The organism is Ramlibacter henchirensis (genome assembly GCF_004682015.1).
In the GTDB taxonomy this organism is placed as follows: Bacteria; Pseudomonadota; Gammaproteobacteria; order Burkholderiales; family Burkholderiaceae_C; genus Ramlibacter; species Ramlibacter henchirensis.
The window spans coordinates 242,160-261,836 of the sequence record NZ_SMLM01000003.1 but is presented as its reverse complement, the minus strand read 5'-3'; the positions used below and the strand labels follow the sequence as shown (position 1 = coordinate 261,836).

Below are 19,677 nucleotides of genomic sequence, written 5' to 3'. Positions count from 1 at the left end.
TTCTGAACACCAACGCGGCGAGTTGGTAAGGCGAGCACAGTACCATCAGCTGCGGTTCCGTCGCCGGACAGCCGAATCATGAGCAGCCTCTGATAGAAGGTACGTTGAACACGTTCGAGATGTTCGGATTTCGAACCCCTCACCAGCCCAACGTGGCAAGTTGGCGGCGAGAGCTAACGCGGAAGTCCGGCCCAGTCTCAGCCCCGCGAGCGACCGGAGAACCGCGTGCTGAAGCTTTGAGGCGGAACGGCCCCTTCTAACCGGAAGCAGTCTAGATCTCCGTCTGCTCCGAGATCTCAAGTGCGTCGTCAACCTCGATGCCCAGGTACCTCACGGTGCTTTCCAGCTTCGTGTGACCGAGCAGGAGCTGGACGGCCCGGATGTTCTTGGTCCGCTTGTAGATCAACGTTGCCTTCGTCCGACGCAGCGAGTGCGTCCCGTACCGGCTTTGGTCCAGACCAATGCAGCGCGCCCAGCCCTTCACGATCCGGCTGTATTGGCGTACAGATAGGTGGCGTTCCTTGCCTCGACCCGGGAAGAGGTAGCTTGTCGAGCGAAGATTAGATCGCGCCACCCAGGCGGCAATGGACTCACGCGTTGCTTCCGTGATCTCGAACTGCACCGGACGCTGCGTCTTGCGCTGCATGAGATGGCACGGCTCGCGACCGCGCTGCCTTGGTGCACGTCTCGAACCCGTAGCGAGACAAGATCGCAGCCGCGTAGCTTGCTGTCGACTGCCAAGTTGAACAGCGCAAGGTCGCGAGCTTTGTCAGCAAGCTGAAGGCGAATGCGGAGAGACCAGATCTCCCTCGGCTTCAGCGGCGGCTTCTGGCCAAGCAGCCGTCCTTTGTTCCAGGCAGAGCGTTGTATGCCCATGGGAGCTCCTCATGAAGAGGACCTCACCATGCTCTACGGCTGCTTTAGACCCACAGCGGACGTCGCATTCCAGAACGCGACGTGGCAGAGGCCGCGCGACAGCTGGAAATCACGCCAGGCCAGATGGCTTACCGGGCCAAACGCTTCCGCTTGTTCTGAGCGTTCGCAGGACGGCCCGCAATCGTGTGTGCTTGCCGAAACTCCAAGGGAGTGCAGCCGGCACCCCGCTTGAAGAACTTCAGGAAGTTCGTTGGTTCGGTGAAGCCGAGCTGGTGCGCGATCTGGACGGCGGTGTACTGGCTGTGCACGAGCAAGCGCTTTGCCTCCAGGACAACACGACCGTCGACTTCCGCTTTGGCGGTGCGCCCCACCGTCGCCACACAAGCGCGTGAGAGCGTGCTTTCGGAGAAGCCGAGACGCCTCGCATAGTCGAGCACGCTCAGGCGTTTGGCATAAGTCGCCTCCAGCTCCTTCTGGAAGAGCGCGTAGATCTCGGCGTCGCGCGTTGCCTCACGGTGAGGGATGACACTTCGCAGTTCGCGCGCCAGCCTCATGAGGAGCGTGAGGAGTTCGTGCCGGATGATCGCGGCCTCGACATCCGTTCCTTCGAAGCGCTCTACATCCGCAGCAAGCCTGCCGATGTCGTCCACGGCCGCACGGAACAGGGCTCTGCTTGGCTGCGAGAAGGCGGGCCACTGCGCAAGGGCGAGCAGATGCATGTCGACATCGGTGCGGGCCACTGACGGTGATAGTGCTTCGCTAGAGATCAGCGCAAGCTGGCCCTGTACTTCCGCGGGGAGTTTCCACTGCTGCACCTGGCCTGGCCGCACAAGCAGCACGGCCCCGGGCCTAAGTCCGTACGTCACGAAGTCGACCATGTGCTCGGCGCGCCCTTCCTGGATCAGCAGCAGGTGGTGAAAGTCGACACGCTGCGGCGCCTCGAACAGGCTGGGTTTTGCCCTGCTTCGAAGCTGCTCCAGGGAGAGCACTTCCACGCCCACTCTGGCAAGTCGCGGGTTTTGAAAGCGCAGGTCCAGAACGGAGGGACTACGTCGTGGCATCGAGGCAGTCTACGCTGAACCTCCCAGATCTGACCATGGGTTGATTCCGTTCAACCTTTCCGCGCGTCCCTGCCACTTTCACAATACCGCCATGAAGCGGACACCTCCGACCCGAGGCCGCGCAGCTAGCGCATCAACGAACGATTTCAACCATGACACTGAACACGCCACGCCGCCTTGCGCTCGCCGTACTTGCCGCGACCGCCTTTTCGGCGTGCGCAAGCGGTCCCTTCGTCAACAGCACCAAGCACAAAGCCACCATGACCCAGCAGAAGCAACAAGTGGTCGCCTTGCTGAAGGCGATCGAAACCGGCGAAGGCGCCCCCGTTGCCGTCATTAACCACAACAAGTACATCCAGCACAACCTTGGCGCCGCGGACGGGCTGGCCGGCTTCGGCGCGCTGCTGCAAGCGCTGCCCAAGGGATCCGCAAAGGTCAACACGGTCCGCGTCTTCCACGACGGCGAGTTCGTGTTCACCCACACCGACTACAACTTCTTCGGACCGAAAGTCGGATTCGACATCTTCCGCTTCGAAGACGGCAAGATCGTCGAGCATTGGGACAACCTGCAGGAGCCCCCCAAGGCTCCCAACCCGAGCGGCCGCACGATGATCGACGGGCCCACGCAATCGAGCGGGCTCGAAGTCACGGCCGCCAACAAGAAGCTGGTCGCTGCCTTCGTCGACGACATCCTGGTCAACGGGCGCATGGAGAAGCTGACGGGCTACTTCGATGGCGACAACTATGTGCAGCACAACCCGCAAATCGCCGACGGACTGTCCGGCTTGGGCAAAGCCCTGGAAGCCATGGCAAAGGCCGGCGTCACGATGAAGTACAGCCGCGTGCACAAGGTGCTCGGCGAAGGCGATTTCGTGCTGGTTGTGAGTGAAGGACAGTTCGCCGGCAAGCCCACCTCCTTCTACGATCTGTTCCGCGTGCAGAACGGCAAGATCGCCGAGCACTGGGACACCATCGAAGCCATCCCGCCGCGCGCCGAGTGGAAGAACGCCAACGGCAAGTTCTGATACTTTTTTTCGCAAGGAATAGGCCGGAGCCGTGCCACGCTCCGGCTTTCTGCCGTTGGAGACGCCGTGGATTCACTCGAACGCAACAAGGCCAACGTGGTGGCCTTCTACGACCTGATGTTCAATCAGTGCCGGCCTCAGGAGGCTATCGACCGTTTTGCCGACGCAGAGTACCGGCAGCACAACCCGCACGTCGCCGACGGCAAAGACGCATTCGTCGACTACTTCGAGCGAATGGCCCGCGAGTATCCCGGCAAGCGCGTCGATTTCAAGCGGGTCTTCGCTGAGGGCAATCATGTGATCCTGCACTGCCACCAGAGATGGCCTGGCGATCACGACTATGCTGGGATCGACATCTTTCGATTGAACGAGGATGGAAAGATCGTCGAACACTGGGATGTCTTGCAGGTCGTGCCTGGTGAATCCAAGAACTCCAATGGGATGTTCTGATGGCCATCGCCTGCAGACTGTTACGACTGATCGGGACGGCTGCTACTGGCCGAAAGCGGCCGAACGCCGTTGCGGTCGCTATGCGTCTGTGCCATCGCTTGTCCACAAGTGAATCAATCAGCGTTGAAGCCATCGTGCCGAGATGGAAACGGGGAAAGGGCTAGCCCGGCTTCTCGATCAGCTACCGTGGTGAACGGAGCATAGGCACGATCGGCGGCGAGGTTCCCACCTGAATGGAGCCCAGTACCTCGAACCCGTGCCGCTCATAAAGCGAAATGTTCCTTGGGTTGGACGATTCGAGATAGGCCGGCGTTCGATCGCGGTCGCACGGGATCAGCGCGTGTTGTATCAGCGCCGCGCCGTAGCCTTCGCCTTGCCGGGATGGATCCACTCCAATGAACGGCAGATACCAATGCGGTTCCTGCGGGTGGTAGCGGGCCATCTGCTCGAACACCGCCGGGCCGTCCCGCTGCACCTGCGCGGACCCGGTGCGTTGCACGAATGCAGTGAGCGCCTCATCGTCAGGGTTGACTCCAGGCGGCAGCCACAGCGCCGCCGCGACATAGCCGTCCACGTAGTAGGCGCTCTGATGGGCGAACGCGCTGCCCCCGAACACTTTTACGAAACCCGGAAAATGTCTGAGGTACTCGTCTGGATCGGGCCACGCCCAACGTGCCGCAGGGTCCGCGCTAAACGCAAGCACCACGACCGCCGTGGCCGCAGCTTCGTCGGATTCGGTGGCGGTCTTGATGATCGGCGTCATGAGGTCTGTCTCCTGAGGAACCGTCAGTACGTCAGCTCGGGCCTGAACCGCCCACGGCCTTTCCGGCGTCATGCCCAGCATGCCCGAAGGCGCATTACCGCGTCGCCGGGATCGATGATCCTGAACAGGCTTTTCGGGCGCTCAGTTGAGCTCGCGGCCCGACAAATGGCGGACCCGTCCGCGGACCAGGTCCGCTGCTGGCCGAAAGCAGACATCAGACCGACGGAGTCTCAGTCCGCAGGCCCCGGCGAAGGTCTCCAGCTTCCGGGACGCTGGCCGCACGAGCGCTTTACATTCTGGTGTTGGAACAAATGAAGTGCCGTTTAAGTACCGCTAGACGTGCTCGCTGCTCCGACCAGAATCGCGGCTGTTCGCCATGCCGACGGCCAATCAACGGATCGGGTCCGCACTGGCCGCCGCGCGGGTCGCGATTCGACCTACCGATCACCAATCCGGCGGTGATTTTCGGCTTTCCGCCCGAAGCGAAATCTGCATTGCTGGGCTGAAGGCGAATAGCGTCCGCGCCAAGCACAAGGCCCGTAGCTATCAGCCAGATGAGACTAGTGGTTGGCGCCTGCGAACTTCATGCCGGAGCTGCGCCACTCGGGAAAGCCCCCCCGAAACCAGTGGACCTTGCGATAACCGGCGTTCAATGCCGCTTTCGACGCCTTGAAGCTCTTCCAGCATTCCGGGCCATTGCACGCGAAGATCAGTTCGGCGTCGCGATTGGGCACCAGTCGGGCCAAGTCAAATTTGTCCTGGCTGCCGTCGAAGTCGGCCTCTTTGGCGCTCTTCTCAAGGTACGGCACCAGCACTGCACCGGGCACATGGCCGACCTTGAACTCCGCCTCGGTGCGGGTGTCGACATAGATGCCGCCGCGCTGCAGCAGTTGGGCGACGTCGGCCGCATCGACTACATTCGCGCCCGGCAGCGCGCGCGGAGTGAAGTAGCCGAGCGTGGCCACGTACTTGAAGTCCGCCGGCGTGTACACGACCGCCTTCGCGTTTTCGCTGCGGAGCAGGTTAGCGAAAGGTTGGGAGTCGGCCAGCGCACCCTGCAGTATCGCGGCCCCAGTCTTCGCGCCGTCGCGGACGGCCAGGCTTAGTCCGGGCACTGGCTTTGACTCCATGATGGCTTTGACGGGCTCCCCGGCGGCCACCCAGCGTTCGAAGACTCCCTTCTCGACTGCCACCACGTCGCAGCGGCGCACCTGCAGGCAGGGCAGCAGCGCATCCTGATAGCGGGTGTCATAGACCGAGGCGAAGTGGCTCTTGATTGTGGTGTTCGCCGCGTTCACCTCGCCGCGAACCAAATACGTCACCACGCTGTCCTGCAGTGGTAGTCCGAGACGCTTGCCCTCTGCCTGCGCCAAGTTGCCGATGCTGCTGTTCAACGGCGCCACAAGCACGGCCTGCACTGGTTTGTCGAGGCCGACAACCGGCTGGTAGCCGTAGCGCACTGCGCTGCCGACAACATGCGCGGGAGCGATAAAGATATCGTGCAGCTTGGACCGGGTGCTGCCCAAGTCCGCCGTCGCGTCGCTGGACAGGATGACATCTAGGCCGGCTGTCGCGTGCTTGCGCAGGGCCTGCTCCAGCACCACTTTCCAGGCACTGTACAAAACCACGCGCGATTGCTCGCTGTTGTCGCCTGGGTTCACGAGCACGCGCAACGGCGGGGCGGCTGACGCGGCCGCTGTCTGCGCTGATGCATCGCTTGCACTGCAGTACGCGCTCAATACGGCTACCGAGGTAGCGACAACTGTCCTGCTCTTGATGATTTCTACCCAGCGCACCCCTGGTGCGCCAAGCCCTTCGTAGCCGCTGGAAGGACGGGTGAGCCGCAAGATAGATCTCCTCTGCCGGTGCCCAGCTTCTGTTACCCACAGTAACCTACACCTGCGGCAACTGCCTGTCCAGCAGCCTTATTCGTAAGGAGCACCGCTTTGTTGCCCGAGCGAAGATCGTCGCAGTCGGCGGCCAGCCAGGTGGCAAGTTCTGGCCCGCGCTAAGCGACACTGCTGGCTTGCAGGTGGGCGGGCGGCGCCGGAAGTGCCAGCGGTACGTTTCGGTGATCCGAAGGAGATCCTCACGGCAAGGCATTGCGGCGCTTCTGGCGAGCAGAGGTGTCCAGGCACTGCTCCCCTGCACCACCAAAGTGTCAATCCGTCGGTCCGCTTGCGCAGACGCTGCTGATGCGGCGGAAGTCCCCGCGCCCTGATAGGCCGGAGTAGCTCGAAGTCGGAACGGCCGGCCGCGCCTATCCGATTTCGCAAGCGTTTAAGCCGCGGCTCGTGGTCTGCAAGGCGCCGAGCGCAGGAGCGGCTTGCCGCCAAGCGCCCGCCAAGCCACCCGTAGCTAGTGAACTTCTTACGGTCGCCGGGCTGCTGACTCAGGTAGATTTGCCCCGTGACCTACGAAGAGCCAGAGCGGCTTGCCCTACAACTTCAGGCTCTCCTTGAGCGGCGAGCGAGCCTACGCGCCATCCTGGAGCAACTCGCGCTCAATAGCCTGCTCACGGGAAAAGAGCGCGGGGACATCCACCGCGTCATTGCCTTGATCGACCGGGAGATGGCCGATCTGCGGAAGCGGCTTGAGTCTTTGAGCTCCGGCCCGAGTTCGGGCGGGTCAGGCTCATAAGCAAAAGGGACCACGAAACCCCCTGTACGGTCTCCGCGGTCCTCCCGCGGCTCCTTGGCACCGCTGATCGGGCCCATCGCGCCAGTCGCCAACGCACCACGAAGGAGCGTAGAGAGCCGGGACGCGTTGAGCCCACCGCGCCTCCTCGGGTACTCCCGATGACAGCAGCCCGCTCACTGCCGTGAAAATCCATCATCCAAAGCACGACGTAAGCTAGGCGAAAGACGATGAGGGTAGTACCAATGGAGGACTTGGCAGACCTGCTGAAGCAGTGGCGTGTTGCGGATGCACGAGCGCTTACTGCCGAGCGGGCGGTCGCGGACGCACTCATGAGCCTTGCCCAAGGTAGGGGGACAGGCCCGACCGAAGAGATGGTCGCTGTAGCTGCGAAGCTGCGGCGTAAGTCGAATGAGGCCCTCCAAGGGGCGCTCGTGGCGGTCAAGAAGTAATACGGCGCCCGCAAGGCCTTCAGTGTCCCGATTGCGCTCCCGCGCTCGTGGCCTACCGGCCCTCACAAGCTCGTCTCGGGGGCTTTCACGCCACCTCGAGAGTCCAGCAGCCCACCGCCAAGCAATCACCAGCTTGCGCGTCGGCTCGATGAGGATGCCTAGGCCGAAGATGCCGCGGGGCGCGTAGCTGCCGTCGCCGTACGACGTGGACACCGCATCGCTGAACGCCACTCCGCGCGTGCGCAACGGTCACGTTCATGCCGGAGAACCGAAGTCCGCTTTTGACTATAGCGAACATGGCCGGGAAAGCGCGGCGGCCCAGCCAGGCAGGTTGTGGGTGGAGCGGAACAGCCAATGGCAACGCTGATCTCGAGCTGCTGCAAAGGCTTGTGTTTTCACGGCATGTGCCGACGACCAAGAAGCACTGGGGAGTGGGGATAGATGAGCACCGGCACCGGGCAGGTTCTGATCAGGGAGAGCGTGCTGCCGAGAAAGAACTCCTTCACTCCCCATTCCCAAGGCATCGCCAATACAAGGAGGTCGATGTCCGCTTCATCGATGCAGGCGCAAATGGCAGCTTCAGAATCGTCAGGCAGCAACTGGCCTGCGACTTGGAAGCCAGCATCGCGCAGCGTCAACTCCGCCCAGCGAAGCTGATTGCACGCCGCAGCCTTCGCGCGCCCTGCCACCATCACTCGGCACGCCAAGCCAGCAAGCAGTGCGGAGTTAGAAACCGTCTCTAGCAGGCGCCGCCCGAACGGCGTGCCATCGAAACCGACGGCGAAACGCAGTGGAGCTCTGAAAGTTCGACTCGCCCGCAGGATCGGCCGCCGCAAAACGCGGATCGCTCCCTCCAAGTTCCAGTAGTGCACGCTTAATGCCGGTGCCACGGGGCGGGCCTTTCCGACGACGAATAGGCTTGTCCTTGCCTCACGGTCGATCATGTCGTGGAGCACAGTCCTGTGTAGCTTCCGCGCCTCAGCTTGGTCAAGGTATTCCAGGGGGAGGGAAAGTCGAGCAGCTGCCCACTCTGCGTATCGACGGACACTGGCGGTGTACTCCCGGCTAGTCACACAGGTGATCACCGTTTCCATCTTTCGCACCGTTGCGGCAGGGCAGCTTGAGCTTCGTCGCCGACACCTCATCAGCGAGGGCGCTCCTGGCCAGCCATTCAGAAGCGTGGGGCGTCAGGTGGGATTTGTCATACGAGGTCAGGCGCTCGCGCTGGCGGCCATCAAGATAGACCAGGCACCCTTGCGCATTGCACATTCGGTCGATGACACTGAAGTAGTCGACATCCGGGTGCTCATGCAGCCGATCCTTGAGACGAGTATCGAGTTCAACGAAGCGCCGGTCGACGCCTGTGAGTATCCGCGGCATCGTGTCGATCCATGCCTTGCGGACGACCACGTTGGGCAAGCTGGTCGTCCAGTGCGGCGTTGGGCCCATGAAGATGATCTTTTTCACTCCGGCCTGCCGCAGATGCGCCGCGATTGCTTCGATCGGAGTCTTCTGGTGCTCATTCGCTTGCGCCACCAGAACCACGTCCGGCCGTGTTGCCTCTATCGTCTTCATTGCGAACCAGTTCGAGTGGCGACAGAAATCCATGTGATCACTCGGCTCGATGCGCGCCACGCACCCGGAACTGGCTACCTGCAGCAGTTGCCAGTCTGTCGACAGCACCTTCTGCAGCCCCGGCGTCAGTTGCTGCGCATGGCTGTCCCCCCACAGGAACACGGCATGCGCACGAGCCGGATCACGCGTGTAGCAGCCAGCGGCGATTTCGGGCTTCGGCCTGCGCGTGGGTTTCCCTCGTACCTCGGCGTCCAGGTCGTAGAAGTTGCACTCGTCGCGGAACTGGTGCGTGAGTTCGCGCATGTGGAAGGCCAAGGCAGGCAGGCTGTTGTCGAAGTGCTCCAGGAAACGACGCTGGTCGGTTGGGAGTCGGAACGAGAAGCCGTCGGTCCGGTGCCCGCCAAGACCAACCACGAGGAAGAGGACGGTCCCGGCTGCCGCAAGGCCGAAGACATGCGAGCGGGAGATCTTCTTCCGATCCCGGAAGGGCTTCTCGACGTACTTCCAACTCAGTGCGGCAAGCGCGAGCGAGGCAGCCAGCAGGCTTGCGGCGAGGGGCCACTCGATATGGCCCAACGAGCGGTGGCGAGCGAGCGCGAGCAGGGGTTGGTGCCAGAGGTACGCGCTGTAGCTCACGAGCCCGATGCCAACCAGCACCCGACTTGAGAGCAGGCGGCCCGTCCAGGTTTCGTTGGTGGCGAAACAGATGATCAGCACTGTTCCCACTGTGGGCAGCAGCGCGTACTTGCCCGGGAATGGGGTGCCATCGTCGAATGCGAAGACCGCAAACGAGATCAACACCAAGCCGAGCAGGCTGCCGGCCGCGTGAACCTGTGAGCTACCCGCACGCGCGTGGCGCTGCGACAGGTAGACAGCCGTGAGGGCTCCAAGCGCGAGTTCCCACGCTCGCGTAGGCAGAAGATAGAACGTGGCGGACGGGCGCAGGTGCGACGCCCACTCGGCGAGGGCGAAACTGAGGACAGCGCCTATCGCGATGAACAACACGAACGCCTTGCGACCGCGTGCCCATACAAGAAGGAACAGCAGCGGGTACAGCAGGTAGAACTGCTCCTCCACCGCGAGGCTCCACGTGTGCAGCAGAGGCTTGAGTTCGGCCTCCACATCGAAGTAGCCGCTGGTGCGCCAGAACAGGATGTTGGATCCGAACAAGGAGACGCTAGCCAGGCCCGCCGAATAGCGCTCCATGTCGGCAGGCAACATCCACGCCCAGGCGAAGGGGAACGAGACGAGCAGCACGAGAAAGAGCGCCGGGAGGATTCGCCGCATCCTTCGCTCGTAAAAGTTAATGATTGAGAAGCGCCCCTCATCGAGGCTCTTGAGCACGATGGACGTGATCAGGTAGCCGCTGATGACGAAGAAGACGTCGACGCCGACGTAGCCGCCACTGAACGTCTTGAATCCGGCGTGGAACAACAGGACCGGCAGGAGCGCAAGCGCCCGCAGTCCGTCAATTTCCCTTCGATAGTCCATAGAGAATCCCGCAAGAGGCGCACCGCAGCCGCCGTGAGGCTGGAATGCGCGGAGACCGAGAGCGGGCGGGCTGCCCCTGCGGCAAGCCGCCCGAGGGGCTATGAACCGGAAGGACGGTTCAGGGCGGGGCTACGGAGCGAAAGTGGCCACGTGGCATGGAAGCGCCACGGTAATCATTGAAGAGCTTCGCCTGAATGGCGGGAGCGATGGCCATGACCCATAGTACGAAGCTTGGCGCAGATTGCCATGGCTCGAGAGAGCTACGGGCTGGCCCCATCACCAGCCCTTCGCGTCCATGAAAGCTTTGACGCGGTTGGCGACCACCGCATACCCGGCACCATTCAGGTGCAACCCGTCCTGCGACAGCGAAGGCGGGACGACGTCGTTCGCGTGCGCGGCGACGTCTTGCGGCGAGTTCGGATCGAACTGATCGACGAGGTGACCGCGAACATCCAGGAAGTTGTCATGGTACGTCGAAGCCAAATCAGCGTTCAGCTGCGTCATCGTCGCGTGGCGCGCGGTGCCCCGTGTCTCGTCCGAGCTGTTGATGATGGACATGACGATGAAACGAGCGTTGCCGCCCAGGTGCGCGACAGCGGCGGCGATGTCCGCCTTGACCTGCTCCGGGTCTGCCAGGTTGTTTCGCCCCATCCAGAACACGGTCACCCAGGTGCGCCGATCCCGGTCGGCAAGCACACGCCTCGTGATGCTGGTTGAGGTCTCACCCCAGACACCGCCGTCGTAGACGATTCGCGAAGGGTAGATGCGTCGTAGCTGGACGGAGTAGCCCGGAATCTCGCTGGTCCCATCGGTAAGCGAGTCGCCCCACAAAGCGATATTGCTGGAAAGGGTGACGGCCGGCGGCCCCGGCGGTGGTGGCGCCGCCAGTGGTCCCTGTGCGGCGGCGGGCGGAGCTGCCGCGAGCGCCGGCGCCGGAGACGCCGAGCCTCCGCCGCCTCCACATCCCGCGAGCGCCGCAACGAGCCCGAGCAATGCTGTTCGCCGATCCATGCTGTTCCCCGCACTTGTCAGTCGACCACACTAACACGCGGTCGCAACGTGTGGGGTGAGCGTCCGCAAACGGTTCAGCTCTACTGCCGCACTCCCTCCCACCTACTCCGCTCAGAATGACCCCTCCTCTCGGGGTGCGGAGGTCATGTCCGCTCGTGGCCGCAGCAGCGGTCCGCACAGCTCCCGGATCCCGCGGGGTACTTCCTTCCGTACGCCGAACGGGGCATTGAATTGGCAGGATCCGTTGGCCAACTGGCACGTGCCTGGAATTCGCGCCAAGTCACCGGAACGCCGCTCATGCCTATTGCAGGCAACTGCAAGTCAACTAGCTTGCGCGGCGGGACGCTCAGAAGACTGGAGCTATCCGTGCGAGAGTCATGAGGCGCGGCCACCTGTCGAGTGGCCTCGGCTTCATGACTCTCGCGTACACGCGGCGCCAACGGCCGCTCATCTCGTTAGAGTTCCTGTACTGCTGTATCTCGTGGCTGCGGTCCGCGGGATGCTTCGGACATTGCAGGCGTTGCGCCTTGCGGCTCTCGACGACCGCGGCCGCCCGGGCGTTGAACGATCGCTCGGAACACGGATTTCATGGCAACTCCTTCGGCGAGGTACCGGAGCAACGACGCTTCGTTCCTTTGATCCCTCTGCCCATTAGAGGGGCCGAGCGCTGCAAGGGTGACAACCCTGCATCCCATGAGGTGCAACTCGGGATGCGAGGTCCAAAAGTATGTTGAGGCGCGCACGACGAGAAGGCCACCAAGCTGCTGGCAACCCCGGGCGATAAACTTTCAGGCCGGCCACAGCCGGCCTTACTAGGGGGACACCTTAGGGAAGGTCCAGCTCTACGGCGTAGGACGGACCCCACAAGTTCTGTGGACAAATCTGTGGGCAAGCCGCCCATGCCGCAGGGAAAGGCCGGTGCATAGTGGCTCCCGACACATTGCTTATTTCGGAGGCAGCCAGAGGATGCTGCCAGTGAGGAGTGCTTGACGCATCTGGGCTATGGTTTCGTGACGGCCGCTCCTTGATACCTGCACCTTGACTCATCGCGCGATACGACAACGCCCAACAGGGCACGCCTCTGTCGTTTCAGCATTTAGAGCGGCGGCTAACCGGAAATGGTCGGCTGCACCGACGTCCTACTCTCGCGTGTCTCTTGACCGCTCCTGGCCGGTAGCAGACATCGACATCAGGTCACCACCTGATTCGCTCGCAATCTGGCTCTCAGATCCTCGGCCCTGGTCCATCCCGAGCCGCAACTGCTTAGCTGGCCCTCCGTAGAATGCTTGCTTGGGTGTCCGCCGTGCGAGCGGGCAGGTACACGCGAAGGTCGGGCCGCCTCGCGGGAGTGACCTCGACCATGCCGGGCAATCCCGACACCCTCATTCAGTACGTCGCCGCTGGCCTCTTCGCGCTGGCATTGATTCACACCTTCACGGCCAAGCAGTTCGAGCGGCTCTCCCATCGCTTCCCGCGCCACGCCGGCCTCTTTCATTTGCTGGGGGAGGTGGAGGTTGTCTTCGGCTTCTGGGCCGTCATGCTCGTCATCGTGCTGGCGCTGCTTCGCGGCGGCGACGTGGCGCTCGACTACGCCGAATCCCGCCACTACACGGAGCCACTGTTCGTCTTCGTTGTGATGGTGATCTCGGCGTCGCGTCCAATTGTTCACGCGGTTCTCGAGACCACGCAGGCCCTAGCTCGCCTCGCGCCTCTGCCGACCCCGCTCGCATCCGCATGGCTAGGTCTTGCCGCCGTTCCTCTGTTCGGCTCGTTCATCACCGAACCGGCGGCGATGACGATCGCGGCCTTGATCCTGGCCCCGCAGATCTTCCGCCGGGGCATTCCTGAGTGCCTCAAATACTTCGCGCTTGGCGTCCTGTTCGTGAACGTCTCGATCGGCGGCACGCTGACATCGTTCGCCGCGCCGCCCGTGCTGATGGTGGCGGCGAAGTGGAACTGGGATTCGGCTTTCATGGCGGCCAATTTTGGCTGGAAGTCGGCGCTGGCCGTGCTCGTGAATGCGTCGCTCGCCACCTACGTGCTCCGGGGGCAGCTGGCACGGCCAGAAGCCGGCGGGGCGGCCGAAGCCGAGGTTCGCACCACGATGCCATCGTCGGTGGTGTTCATTCACGCGATCTGCCTGGTGGCCGTGGTCCTGCTCGCGCACCATCCCGTCGCGTTCCTGGGCGTGTTCCTATTCTTCCTCGGCTACACGCAGGCGTACGAGCGCCACCAGAGTCCGCTCATCATCCGCGAGGCGCTGCTGGTCGGGTTCTTTTTGGCGGGGCTGGTGGTGCTGGGCGGCTTGCAGCAGTGGTGGCTGCAGCCGCTGGTGTCCGCCATGGCGCCGACGGAGCTGTTCTTCGGCGCGACGGCCCTAACGGCGATCACCGACAACGCCGCGCTGACTTACCTCGGCTCGCTGATCGAGGGAATCTCCGATGAGGCCAAGTACAGCCTGGTAGCGGGTGCAGTCGCGGGAGGAGGCCTGACGGTGATCGCCAATGCGCCCAACCCGGCTGGCGTCGCGCTTCTCAAGCGCGGCTTCGCGGACGAATCGATCGGAGCGGCCGGTCTCGCTGCTGGAGCACTCCTGCCCACGGCGGTTGCGGCAGCCGCCTTGATCCTTCTGTAGGTCCGCAACTCTGAAGCAATGCGGCGTCACCCGCGGATGTCTGCTTCCGACCCGAAGCTGCCATCCGACGCCGGCGGACCGCCCCCCGACGCTTGCTCGAGCCGGTTGGTGCTAGGGATTGCACTTAAGCAGGTACGAGCCCTGAACGATCAAGTATTTGTCGCGCAACTGTGGCGGTAGCTCGATCCGCTCGAAGTTGTTCCTTCGCCCAAGCTCACGCCAGTTCGGGACATAGCGGTACGCAAGTTCGCGGCTTGGTAGCTGGGCCGGGACATCAACGACGGTGCTGACGCCGAGTCTCTGGTTATCTCCCGGGTCGACCACTCTCACCCGCAATGTGGTTCCCTCGCCTGCCTGCAGCCCAGGAGGCAGAACTGCGAGGCTGTCCCACCAGCCATCCGCCATGACGGCGCAATGCACGCCAACCACACGCCCGGCGGCAACTTCGTTATCGTCCACGCCTGCCGCTCTCAACCCGGCCAATTCCGACGGTCTCAAGCTGAGTCCGTACTTGTCTCGATGCGCGAACACCTTGTACACCTGGACCGTGGCAACGGTGTTCTGAGCGGGCACGGAGGCGCAGCCCGAGTAAAGCATCGAGACAGCGGCAATCAGGACAAGCCTGAGCGACAGCTTGATGTTCGTCATGTGCAGCGCACGCGATAGTAAAGGACGAGGCCGCTCCGTGCGCGCCTCCGGCACGTCCGCTCCTGGCCGATACAGACATCAGACCTGCGGACTCGCAATCCGGCGGTCTCCGCCTTCGCGTCTGACCGAAGGCGTTATCCGAGTCGGGTAGCTTCTTCACCTAGCGGTGTCCCACGCTATGTGCTCCGGCACTTATGGGCGAAGCGCTCCGCCGGAATCGCGCCAGGCCGCTTCAGTTTGCGCCAGCACGACGATCGCTGACCGGGCACGTAGTCGCTGTCGCAGCGCTTGGCCATGAGACCCTCCAGTTCCAGTTTCAACGCAGCCGCGTACAGATCTAGACCTTCTGCCGGAATGCTTTGCACCACGAGCAGGTCGTGGGACGGCTTCGGCGTGAAGAGTTCTGAGAGAAGCGCTTTGCACAGCACTACCGGCAGATCCACGAGGCTGCTCGCCGCGTGCAGCAGATCGAATATGCAATACGTGACCGCATCACAACCCGGGTAGTGGCACTTGCGGCGGGCTCTGTCCTGAAGCCGATTGAAGTCCGACCTTCCGAGGTCGTCCAGCACGCAGACCTCACCATCGACAATGTACGGTCCACCGTCCTAGCTGCTCAACGCGCGCGAGATCTCGGGGAACCAAGAGGTGCAGTCGAGTCCCTGGCGCGTGCGGAGCGCCACCCGTCCGCCAAACTCAGCGAGCATGCGGTAGCCGTCATACTTGATCTCGAACAGCCAATCTGGGTGCGAGAACGCGGGGTACTTGCGGTTGTCGGCCAGCATCGGCCGCAGCGCCGACAGTCGCATTCCGGCCGACGACAACTTAGTGCGGCTTGTCGCTCTTCAAGTACTCCCGGACCTTCTTGACCCGATCACCGACGGCTGCAACGGCCTTCTTAAGCCGCTCGGGCGCGACGCCTAGACTCTTACTCCAGTCGCGGACCTCGTGCTCCTGGTTCACATTGATGCGCTCACGGTCTTGACCGTGGGCCTTGGTCTTGTCGTCAGCCATGATGGACTCCCGGTAGGCTGAATCTGAGACTAGCAAGCACTTGGATGAAAATTGTAGGCACCGCACAGCAGATGAGGTAGGAGAGCTACTTACTTGCTCCCAACAAATAAGCCCCTTTCGGCCGTCAAGGTTCTCAACCAACCTAGCTGCTTGCGTGCTCACTCCTGGCGCTGTGCGCCGGCTGCACGACGCCGCCGCGTGCGTCCGCGGAGCTTCCGCCGCCGCCTGTGACACTGATCGGCCGCTGCGCGACTCCAAGTGACCTGCGAGAAGGTGCCACGGCGCAGGATCTCGCCGAGTGGGCTGTGCGCTGGGCGGGCACCGCCGGCTGCGAGCGGGCCCAAGCGCGCGGCTTTGGTTGCGGAGCGGATCGAAGTGCGCGCGCTACGAGCCGGCATCGTGTGCATGCTTACATCTTCAAATCCGCGTTACAGGCATAGATGAGTAGTTCTGAAGACACTTCCTACGTCCCAGTCGGCCCAAACCTACATGCGTAGGAGAGCCCTTGGGTTCAGGAGTTGACATTGAAGGCGAACGCACTGCGGACGATCCAGAAGCTGAGCAGGACAGACGTCCTGCAGCTCGCCAACGACCATCGGTTGTATCGAGTAGAGGCCCTCGAGCAGTTGCTAAGCGGACGCTGGAAGGTGATGCTCCGATCAATGGACGCTGCGGCCAGCGTGGTCCTCGTGCGATCAGGAACGGATCACGTTTGTGTGGTGCCCGGCGCCCCTGTCATGCATTAGAAGTCGCGAGGCCAGCCTTGCCGCGGCCGTCGGCGTGGCGCCCGCGACCTTGGATAGTGGAGGAGAGTGGGACAGCTTCTGACCTGCGGGTCAGGGGCTCTTCCACCTACGCCAGTCGACGTGCCTTCCTGCACCTGAACAGTGGTAGCACTTCCAAGTCAGGCGCGGGCGCGTTGCGGGGTTTTGCAATGAAAACGGGCTTACGAAGCGTCCTGCTGGCTGCCAGCTATCATCTTCTCGCAGCTTGACAGGCTGTGAGCTTTCCTCCCTCCGTCCCTCCTGGGGGCGCTCTACTAGTTAGCCTCTGGCTCGGTGCCAGGGGCTTCTCTTTTTTGCGAGCAGCCGCGGTTCGCACTGCACCTGCCAGCGTCGACACGGACCTTGCTCTATCCCCTTGGGTCATATGTGCAGCCAGTCCCGCGCCTCGTCCAGGCTCGTGAAAGTGCGGAAGGCCTCGGCTGCTCGGTCGGCGATTGCATACCCAGCGCGATGCTAAGCCGTTGGTGGGTTTCGATGTGTAGTCACCGCACATATGCTGATCATCGAATGCGAGTCGCAAGCCATACCAAGGCGATACAAGCTACTTCGCGATGCCATCTGTCTGACAAACGGTTCGTTGGATCGGCCACCACCGATCAGGAGTGTCCGACACTGCGTTCCTTGTGCGCTGCCGATCATTGCGGAATGACTCGCACGGCCACTAGCGGCACTGCTGCCGCGTTTCGGCTCGCTGCTGCGCTCGACCTTTACCTGAGCGAGCTGGATGAACTGGACTCGTGTGAGCCCACCCGAAGCGAAGGGTGCCTGCTGCGCATGACCGAGACTGTCCGCACCGTACGGATCCAGTGCGCCGCCTTCCCCAGCCTGTACTCACTATTCGTCGAGTTGCTCATTGGGCACTCGGAGCTGGTGTCTACGTCAGCACAGACGTCTCGCCTATCAGGCGCGAAGCGTCGGAGGTCCACCCTCATTGCAGCCCAGCGTCAACGGGCTAGGAACCTGCTACGCATCGGCATCGAGCCGATGAAGACCACTTCCTGATGGAGCGCGAGCCACGCCGTCGCGATCACTTCCGCCGTGAAACGGTGAGGCTGGCTATGGCCGCACGCGATCCGGCACGCATCGCCGACTGATCTCGCAGGCCTCCGTCGATGACGTGCGGTCCACCCGGGAGCTGCGCCAGCGCCTCCGCGATTTCCGGGAACCAGGTGGTGCAGTCGTGGCCGGTCTTCGTCTGAGCTGCACCTGCCCGCCTTCGCCGCCGGTAGCCGTCCTGCTTGATCTCGAGATCCAGTCCGCGTCGGTGAAGGGGCGGCGCAGGCCTTCCGGCGCGTGTCGTTGCAAACTACATGGGGCGGGTCACTCTTGATGACGCCCCTGCGCCCTCAGTTTGTTCTACCTCAACGCACACGCAGCGGAACGTGCATGCTGGCCTGATGCGAGTGAATTTCGATCCGCGAAGTCGTGTAAGAAGGGGCTTTTTCTTGAAATGGCGGAGCTACATTGGCGCGCGTCTGTGAACATGCATGAATGATGGAACCTGAGCAGCCCGAATCTGAAGAACAAGTCGCCGGACCTAATACGGTCGGAGTGGCAAGTTGCAATGGCCCGTCTGGAAGGCCTACGGAGACGACATGCAACCATGCTCGCGCTACGTCCGAGAGGAAGCGCGGGAACGCAGGCACTTCTTGAGCTCGATGCGCTAATTGCCGAAGATCAGGCTCACGCAACTGGCCTCATGAGGCGCTTGTTCAAGGCTTCTGGGTTGCCTCACTAACGCGCGCAAGCAGAGGCACCTCACGGCCGAAGGTTTCCAAGGGCGATCTCGTCGTGACGACTGACCGCGCTCGGCACGTCAGTGAGTCTGAGTGCCCAGTTCGCCGGACCTGCGGCTGCCTGATATGTGCGTTAGGGCCTGCCTCTTGCCCATGGCCCATCCGAAGTTCCACACCCAGTCCGCGAGCCTTCGCCTCGTACAGGCCTCGAAGGCGAACCTGAAGGATAGGCGAGCGCCTGCGAGCGGCCGCTGGCTCTTTTGCACTAGGCGTGACATAGGGGGGGCCTTCAGGCCGGACATGGACCCGCAAGGTGCTGCGGCCAAACCGCATCGCCAACTCGTCGTCAGCCAGCTTCGCCGCGCCCGGCTAGGTGCAATCCTTCGTCACGTTGCAAAAGAATGAACCTTCAGTCACCTGGCCTTTGCATGAAGATGTCATGCATGGAGGAGGGCACTTCTAGATCGGTGGCTTCTCACGAGTGCACTCAGCTGGTCCGAAACGCGGTCCGCACGCAGAGCGGCGATCCAGAACACTTCCAAGCGATGGTTGACGCCGATGGTCGAGTCTGCATCCGTGGGCCGTGCTCGGCTGCGTTCTACCCCCCGGAGGCGTGGCTCTCCAAGTTCATGCGGCATCTTCAGATGGGCTACTTCTCGGCCCCTAGAAAAGGACACCCCGACGACGCGGTGAAGTAGGCTTGGGTACACAACCGCCTTTCAGGATGGAAGGGAGCGGATCGTGCGGCCTTCACATGCAACCGAGCTGGCCGCTGCTGTTGCGGCGGCACTGGAGCAACTCGACCAATATCGAATGCTGCTTGAGGAGCTAATCCGTAGCCCCGATGATCAGTCCCTTTATCGGCGCAACTCGGACGCCTTCGATGCGATGGGGGGATTGACCGCATCACTGCCCCAAATTCGCGTCTGCTGGGTCGAAGTCTTGATCAGCCGATTCGAGCTGTTGGACGCGATGGGGCGGGCGACAGTAGTGGACCGAGCGGATGGCCGACTCGCGCGCGTGTACGAAAAGCACCTCACCACTCTTGAGAGTTTCCACCGCCTTTGCTGGCAGTACATAAGCACCCTCATAGTTGCACCTCAGCGCCGCGAAGCTCCCCCACGCAGCATGCTTCAGATCGCGCAGCGCCGCGTGCTGGAGGCGGAGCGGCGTGTGAAGCACCAGCGCGACTTGATCCAGCAACTCGAAGCTCACGATGCCGATGCGTCTGATGCCCATCGACTTCTCCGCACCATGGAGAAGGTGCTGGAGGTGATGTATTTCAATCTGAATGTCGCTCGTCAACGGAGCGGCTGAGCTACGCCACTCTCACGGTTCGTGCGGGCCTAAAGCCCGGCTTGCTAGCCCAGGCGAGGCCCCCCACTCTCGCCGCTAGAGACTTGCGCGATTCTCGGGCCGAGGACCCCGCCAACACCAGCCCGAACGGGACTGCCTCGCGCACCCAATCACTCATTGCTCGCTCCTCGTGACCAGGGTATGGCGAGGAGACCGAACCGC

General features: G+C 62.7%; 14 protein-coding genes and 1 pseudogene. 4 read left to right on the top strand and 11 right to left on the bottom strand.

Features of this window, described 5'->3' with window-relative positions; all coding sequences use genetic code 11:
- Positions 1-271: 271 nt before the first annotated feature.
- Both EZ313_RS19355 and EZ313_RS19350 read right to left on the bottom strand, forming a co-directional pair.
- Positions 272-876 (bottom strand): annotated as a pseudogene (locus EZ313_RS19355) (tyrosine-type recombinase/integrase).
- Between the two features lie 128 nt (positions 877-1,004).
- The gene (locus tag EZ313_RS19350) at positions 1,005-1,871 is read right to left on the bottom strand and encodes a helix-turn-helix domain-containing protein (protein ID WP_167772668.1); all 867 of its coding nucleotides are present in this window, start codon (positions 1,869-1,871) and stop codon (positions 1,005-1,007) included.
- A gap of 326 nt (positions 1,872-2,197) precedes the next feature.
- Between EZ313_RS19350 and EZ313_RS19345 the strand changes: the two genes are divergently transcribed.
- Positions 2,198-2,962 (top strand): nuclear transport factor 2 family protein, encoded by a 765-nt coding sequence (locus EZ313_RS19345; RefSeq protein ID WP_205960442.1) that lies wholly within the window; start codon positions 2,198-2,200, stop codon positions 2,960-2,962.
- A gap of 66 nt (positions 2,963-3,028) precedes the next feature.
- Positions 3,029-3,412 carry a nuclear transport factor 2 family protein gene (locus EZ313_RS19340; protein ID WP_135264949.1) on the top strand — a complete coding sequence of 128 codons (384 nt, stop codon included), beginning with the start codon at positions 3,029-3,031 and terminating at the stop codon, positions 3,410-3,412.
- A 181-nt stretch (positions 3,413-3,593) separates the two neighbouring features.
- On the opposite strand, the gene EZ313_RS19335 is transcribed toward EZ313_RS19340, so the two are convergent.
- From EZ313_RS19335 to EZ313_RS19315, 5 genes are all read right to left on the bottom strand, one after another.
- Complete coding sequence (locus tag EZ313_RS19335; RefSeq protein ID WP_135264948.1) at positions 3,594-4,175, bottom strand: GNAT family N-acetyltransferase; 582 nt, start codon at positions 4,173-4,175, stop codon at positions 3,594-3,596.
- 560 nt (positions 4,176-4,735) lie between these two features.
- On the bottom strand, positions 4,736-6,022 hold the full coding sequence (locus tag EZ313_RS19330) for a rhodanese-like domain-containing protein (RefSeq protein WP_240788714.1): 1,287 nt from the start codon (positions 6,020-6,022) through the stop codon (positions 4,736-4,738).
- A 1,637-nt stretch (positions 6,023-7,659) separates the two neighbouring features.
- The gene (locus EZ313_RS19325) at positions 7,660-8,208 is read right to left on the bottom strand and encodes a universal stress protein (RefSeq protein ID WP_167772667.1); all 549 of its coding nucleotides are present in this window, start codon (positions 8,206-8,208) and stop codon (positions 7,660-7,662) included.
- A 121-nt stretch (positions 8,209-8,329) separates the two neighbouring features.
- Positions 8,330-10,330, bottom strand: coding sequence for an acyltransferase family protein (locus EZ313_RS19320; protein ID WP_135264946.1), 2,001 nt, complete (start codon positions 10,328-10,330; stop codon positions 8,330-8,332).
- 276 nt (positions 10,331-10,606) lie between these two features.
- Positions 10,607-11,341, bottom strand: coding sequence for an SGNH/GDSL hydrolase family protein (locus EZ313_RS19315; protein WP_135264945.1), 735 nt, complete (start codon positions 11,339-11,341; stop codon positions 10,607-10,609).
- Between the two features lie 1,360 nt (positions 11,342-12,701).
- On the opposite strand from EZ313_RS19315, the gene EZ313_RS19310 reads away from it, so the two are divergent.
- Positions 12,702-13,976: a putative Na+/H+ antiporter gene (locus EZ313_RS19310; protein ID WP_135265328.1), complete on the top strand. Its 1,275-nt coding sequence runs from the start codon at positions 12,702-12,704 to the stop codon at positions 13,974-13,976.
- A 111-nt stretch (positions 13,977-14,087) separates the two neighbouring features.
- Here the strand turns inward: EZ313_RS19310 and EZ313_RS19305 are convergent, their stop codons facing one another.
- From EZ313_RS19305 to EZ313_RS19295, 4 genes are all read right to left on the bottom strand, one after another.
- Positions 14,088-14,624 (bottom strand): hypothetical protein, encoded by a 537-nt coding sequence (locus tag EZ313_RS19305; protein ID WP_135264944.1) that lies wholly within the window; start codon positions 14,622-14,624, stop codon positions 14,088-14,090.
- Positions 14,625-14,800: 176 nt separating this feature from the next.
- On the bottom strand, positions 14,801-15,217 hold the full coding sequence (locus EZ313_RS19300; RefSeq protein ID WP_135264943.1) for an ATP-dependent DNA ligase: 417 nt from the start codon (positions 15,215-15,217) through the stop codon (positions 14,801-14,803).
- Between the two features lie 15 nt (positions 15,218-15,232).
- The gene (locus tag EZ313_RS23365; protein WP_167772665.1) at positions 15,233-15,409 is read right to left on the bottom strand and encodes a DNA ligase-like domain-containing protein; all 177 of its coding nucleotides are present in this window, start codon (positions 15,407-15,409) and stop codon (positions 15,233-15,235) included.
- A 40-nt stretch (positions 15,410-15,449) separates the two neighbouring features.
- Positions 15,450-15,638 (bottom strand): DUF3606 domain-containing protein, encoded by a 189-nt coding sequence (locus tag EZ313_RS19295; RefSeq protein WP_135264942.1) that lies wholly within the window; start codon positions 15,636-15,638, stop codon positions 15,450-15,452.
- Between the two features lie 3,262 nt (positions 15,639-18,900).
- Between EZ313_RS19295 and EZ313_RS19290 the strand changes: the two genes are divergently transcribed.
- Positions 18,901-19,476, top strand: a complete 576-nt coding sequence (locus EZ313_RS19290) for a hypothetical protein (protein WP_135264941.1) — start codon at positions 18,901-18,903, stop codon at positions 19,474-19,476.
- The last annotated feature ends 201 nt before the right edge of the window (positions 19,477-19,677 follow it).

Bases quoted from the DNA above. Each gene is read 5' to 3' on its own strand.
- EZ313_RS19345 (WP_205960442.1), top strand. From the start codon at position 2,198: ATGACCCAGCAGAAGCAACAAGTGGTCGCCTTGCTGAAGGCGATCGAA.
- EZ313_RS19335 (WP_135264948.1), bottom strand. From the start codon at position 4,175: ATGACGCCGATCATCAAGACCGCCACCGAATCCGACGAAGCTGCGGCC.
- EZ313_RS19325 (WP_167772667.1), bottom strand. From the start codon at position 8,208: ATGATCGACCGTGAGGCAAGGACAAGCCTATTCGTCGTCGGAAAGGCC.
- EZ313_RS19320 (WP_135264946.1), bottom strand. From the start codon at position 10,330: ATGGACTATCGAAGGGAAATTGACGGACTGCGGGCGCTTGCGCTCCTG.
- EZ313_RS19315 (WP_135264945.1), bottom strand. From the start codon at position 11,341: ATGGATCGGCGAACAGCATTGCTCGGGCTCGTTGCGGCGCTCGCGGGA.
- EZ313_RS19310 (WP_135265328.1), top strand. From the start codon at position 12,702: ATGCCGGGCAATCCCGACACCCTCATTCAGTACGTCGCCGCTGGCCTC.
- EZ313_RS19305 (WP_135264944.1), bottom strand. From the start codon at position 14,624: ATGACGAACATCAAGCTGTCGCTCAGGCTTGTCCTGATTGCCGCTGTC.
- EZ313_RS23365 (WP_167772665.1), bottom strand. From the start codon at position 15,409: ATGCTGGCCGACAACCGCAAGTACCCCGCGTTCTCGCACCCAGATTGG.
- EZ313_RS19295 (WP_135264942.1), bottom strand. From the start codon at position 15,638: ATGGCTGACGACAAGACCAAGGCCCACGGTCAAGACCGTGAGCGCATC.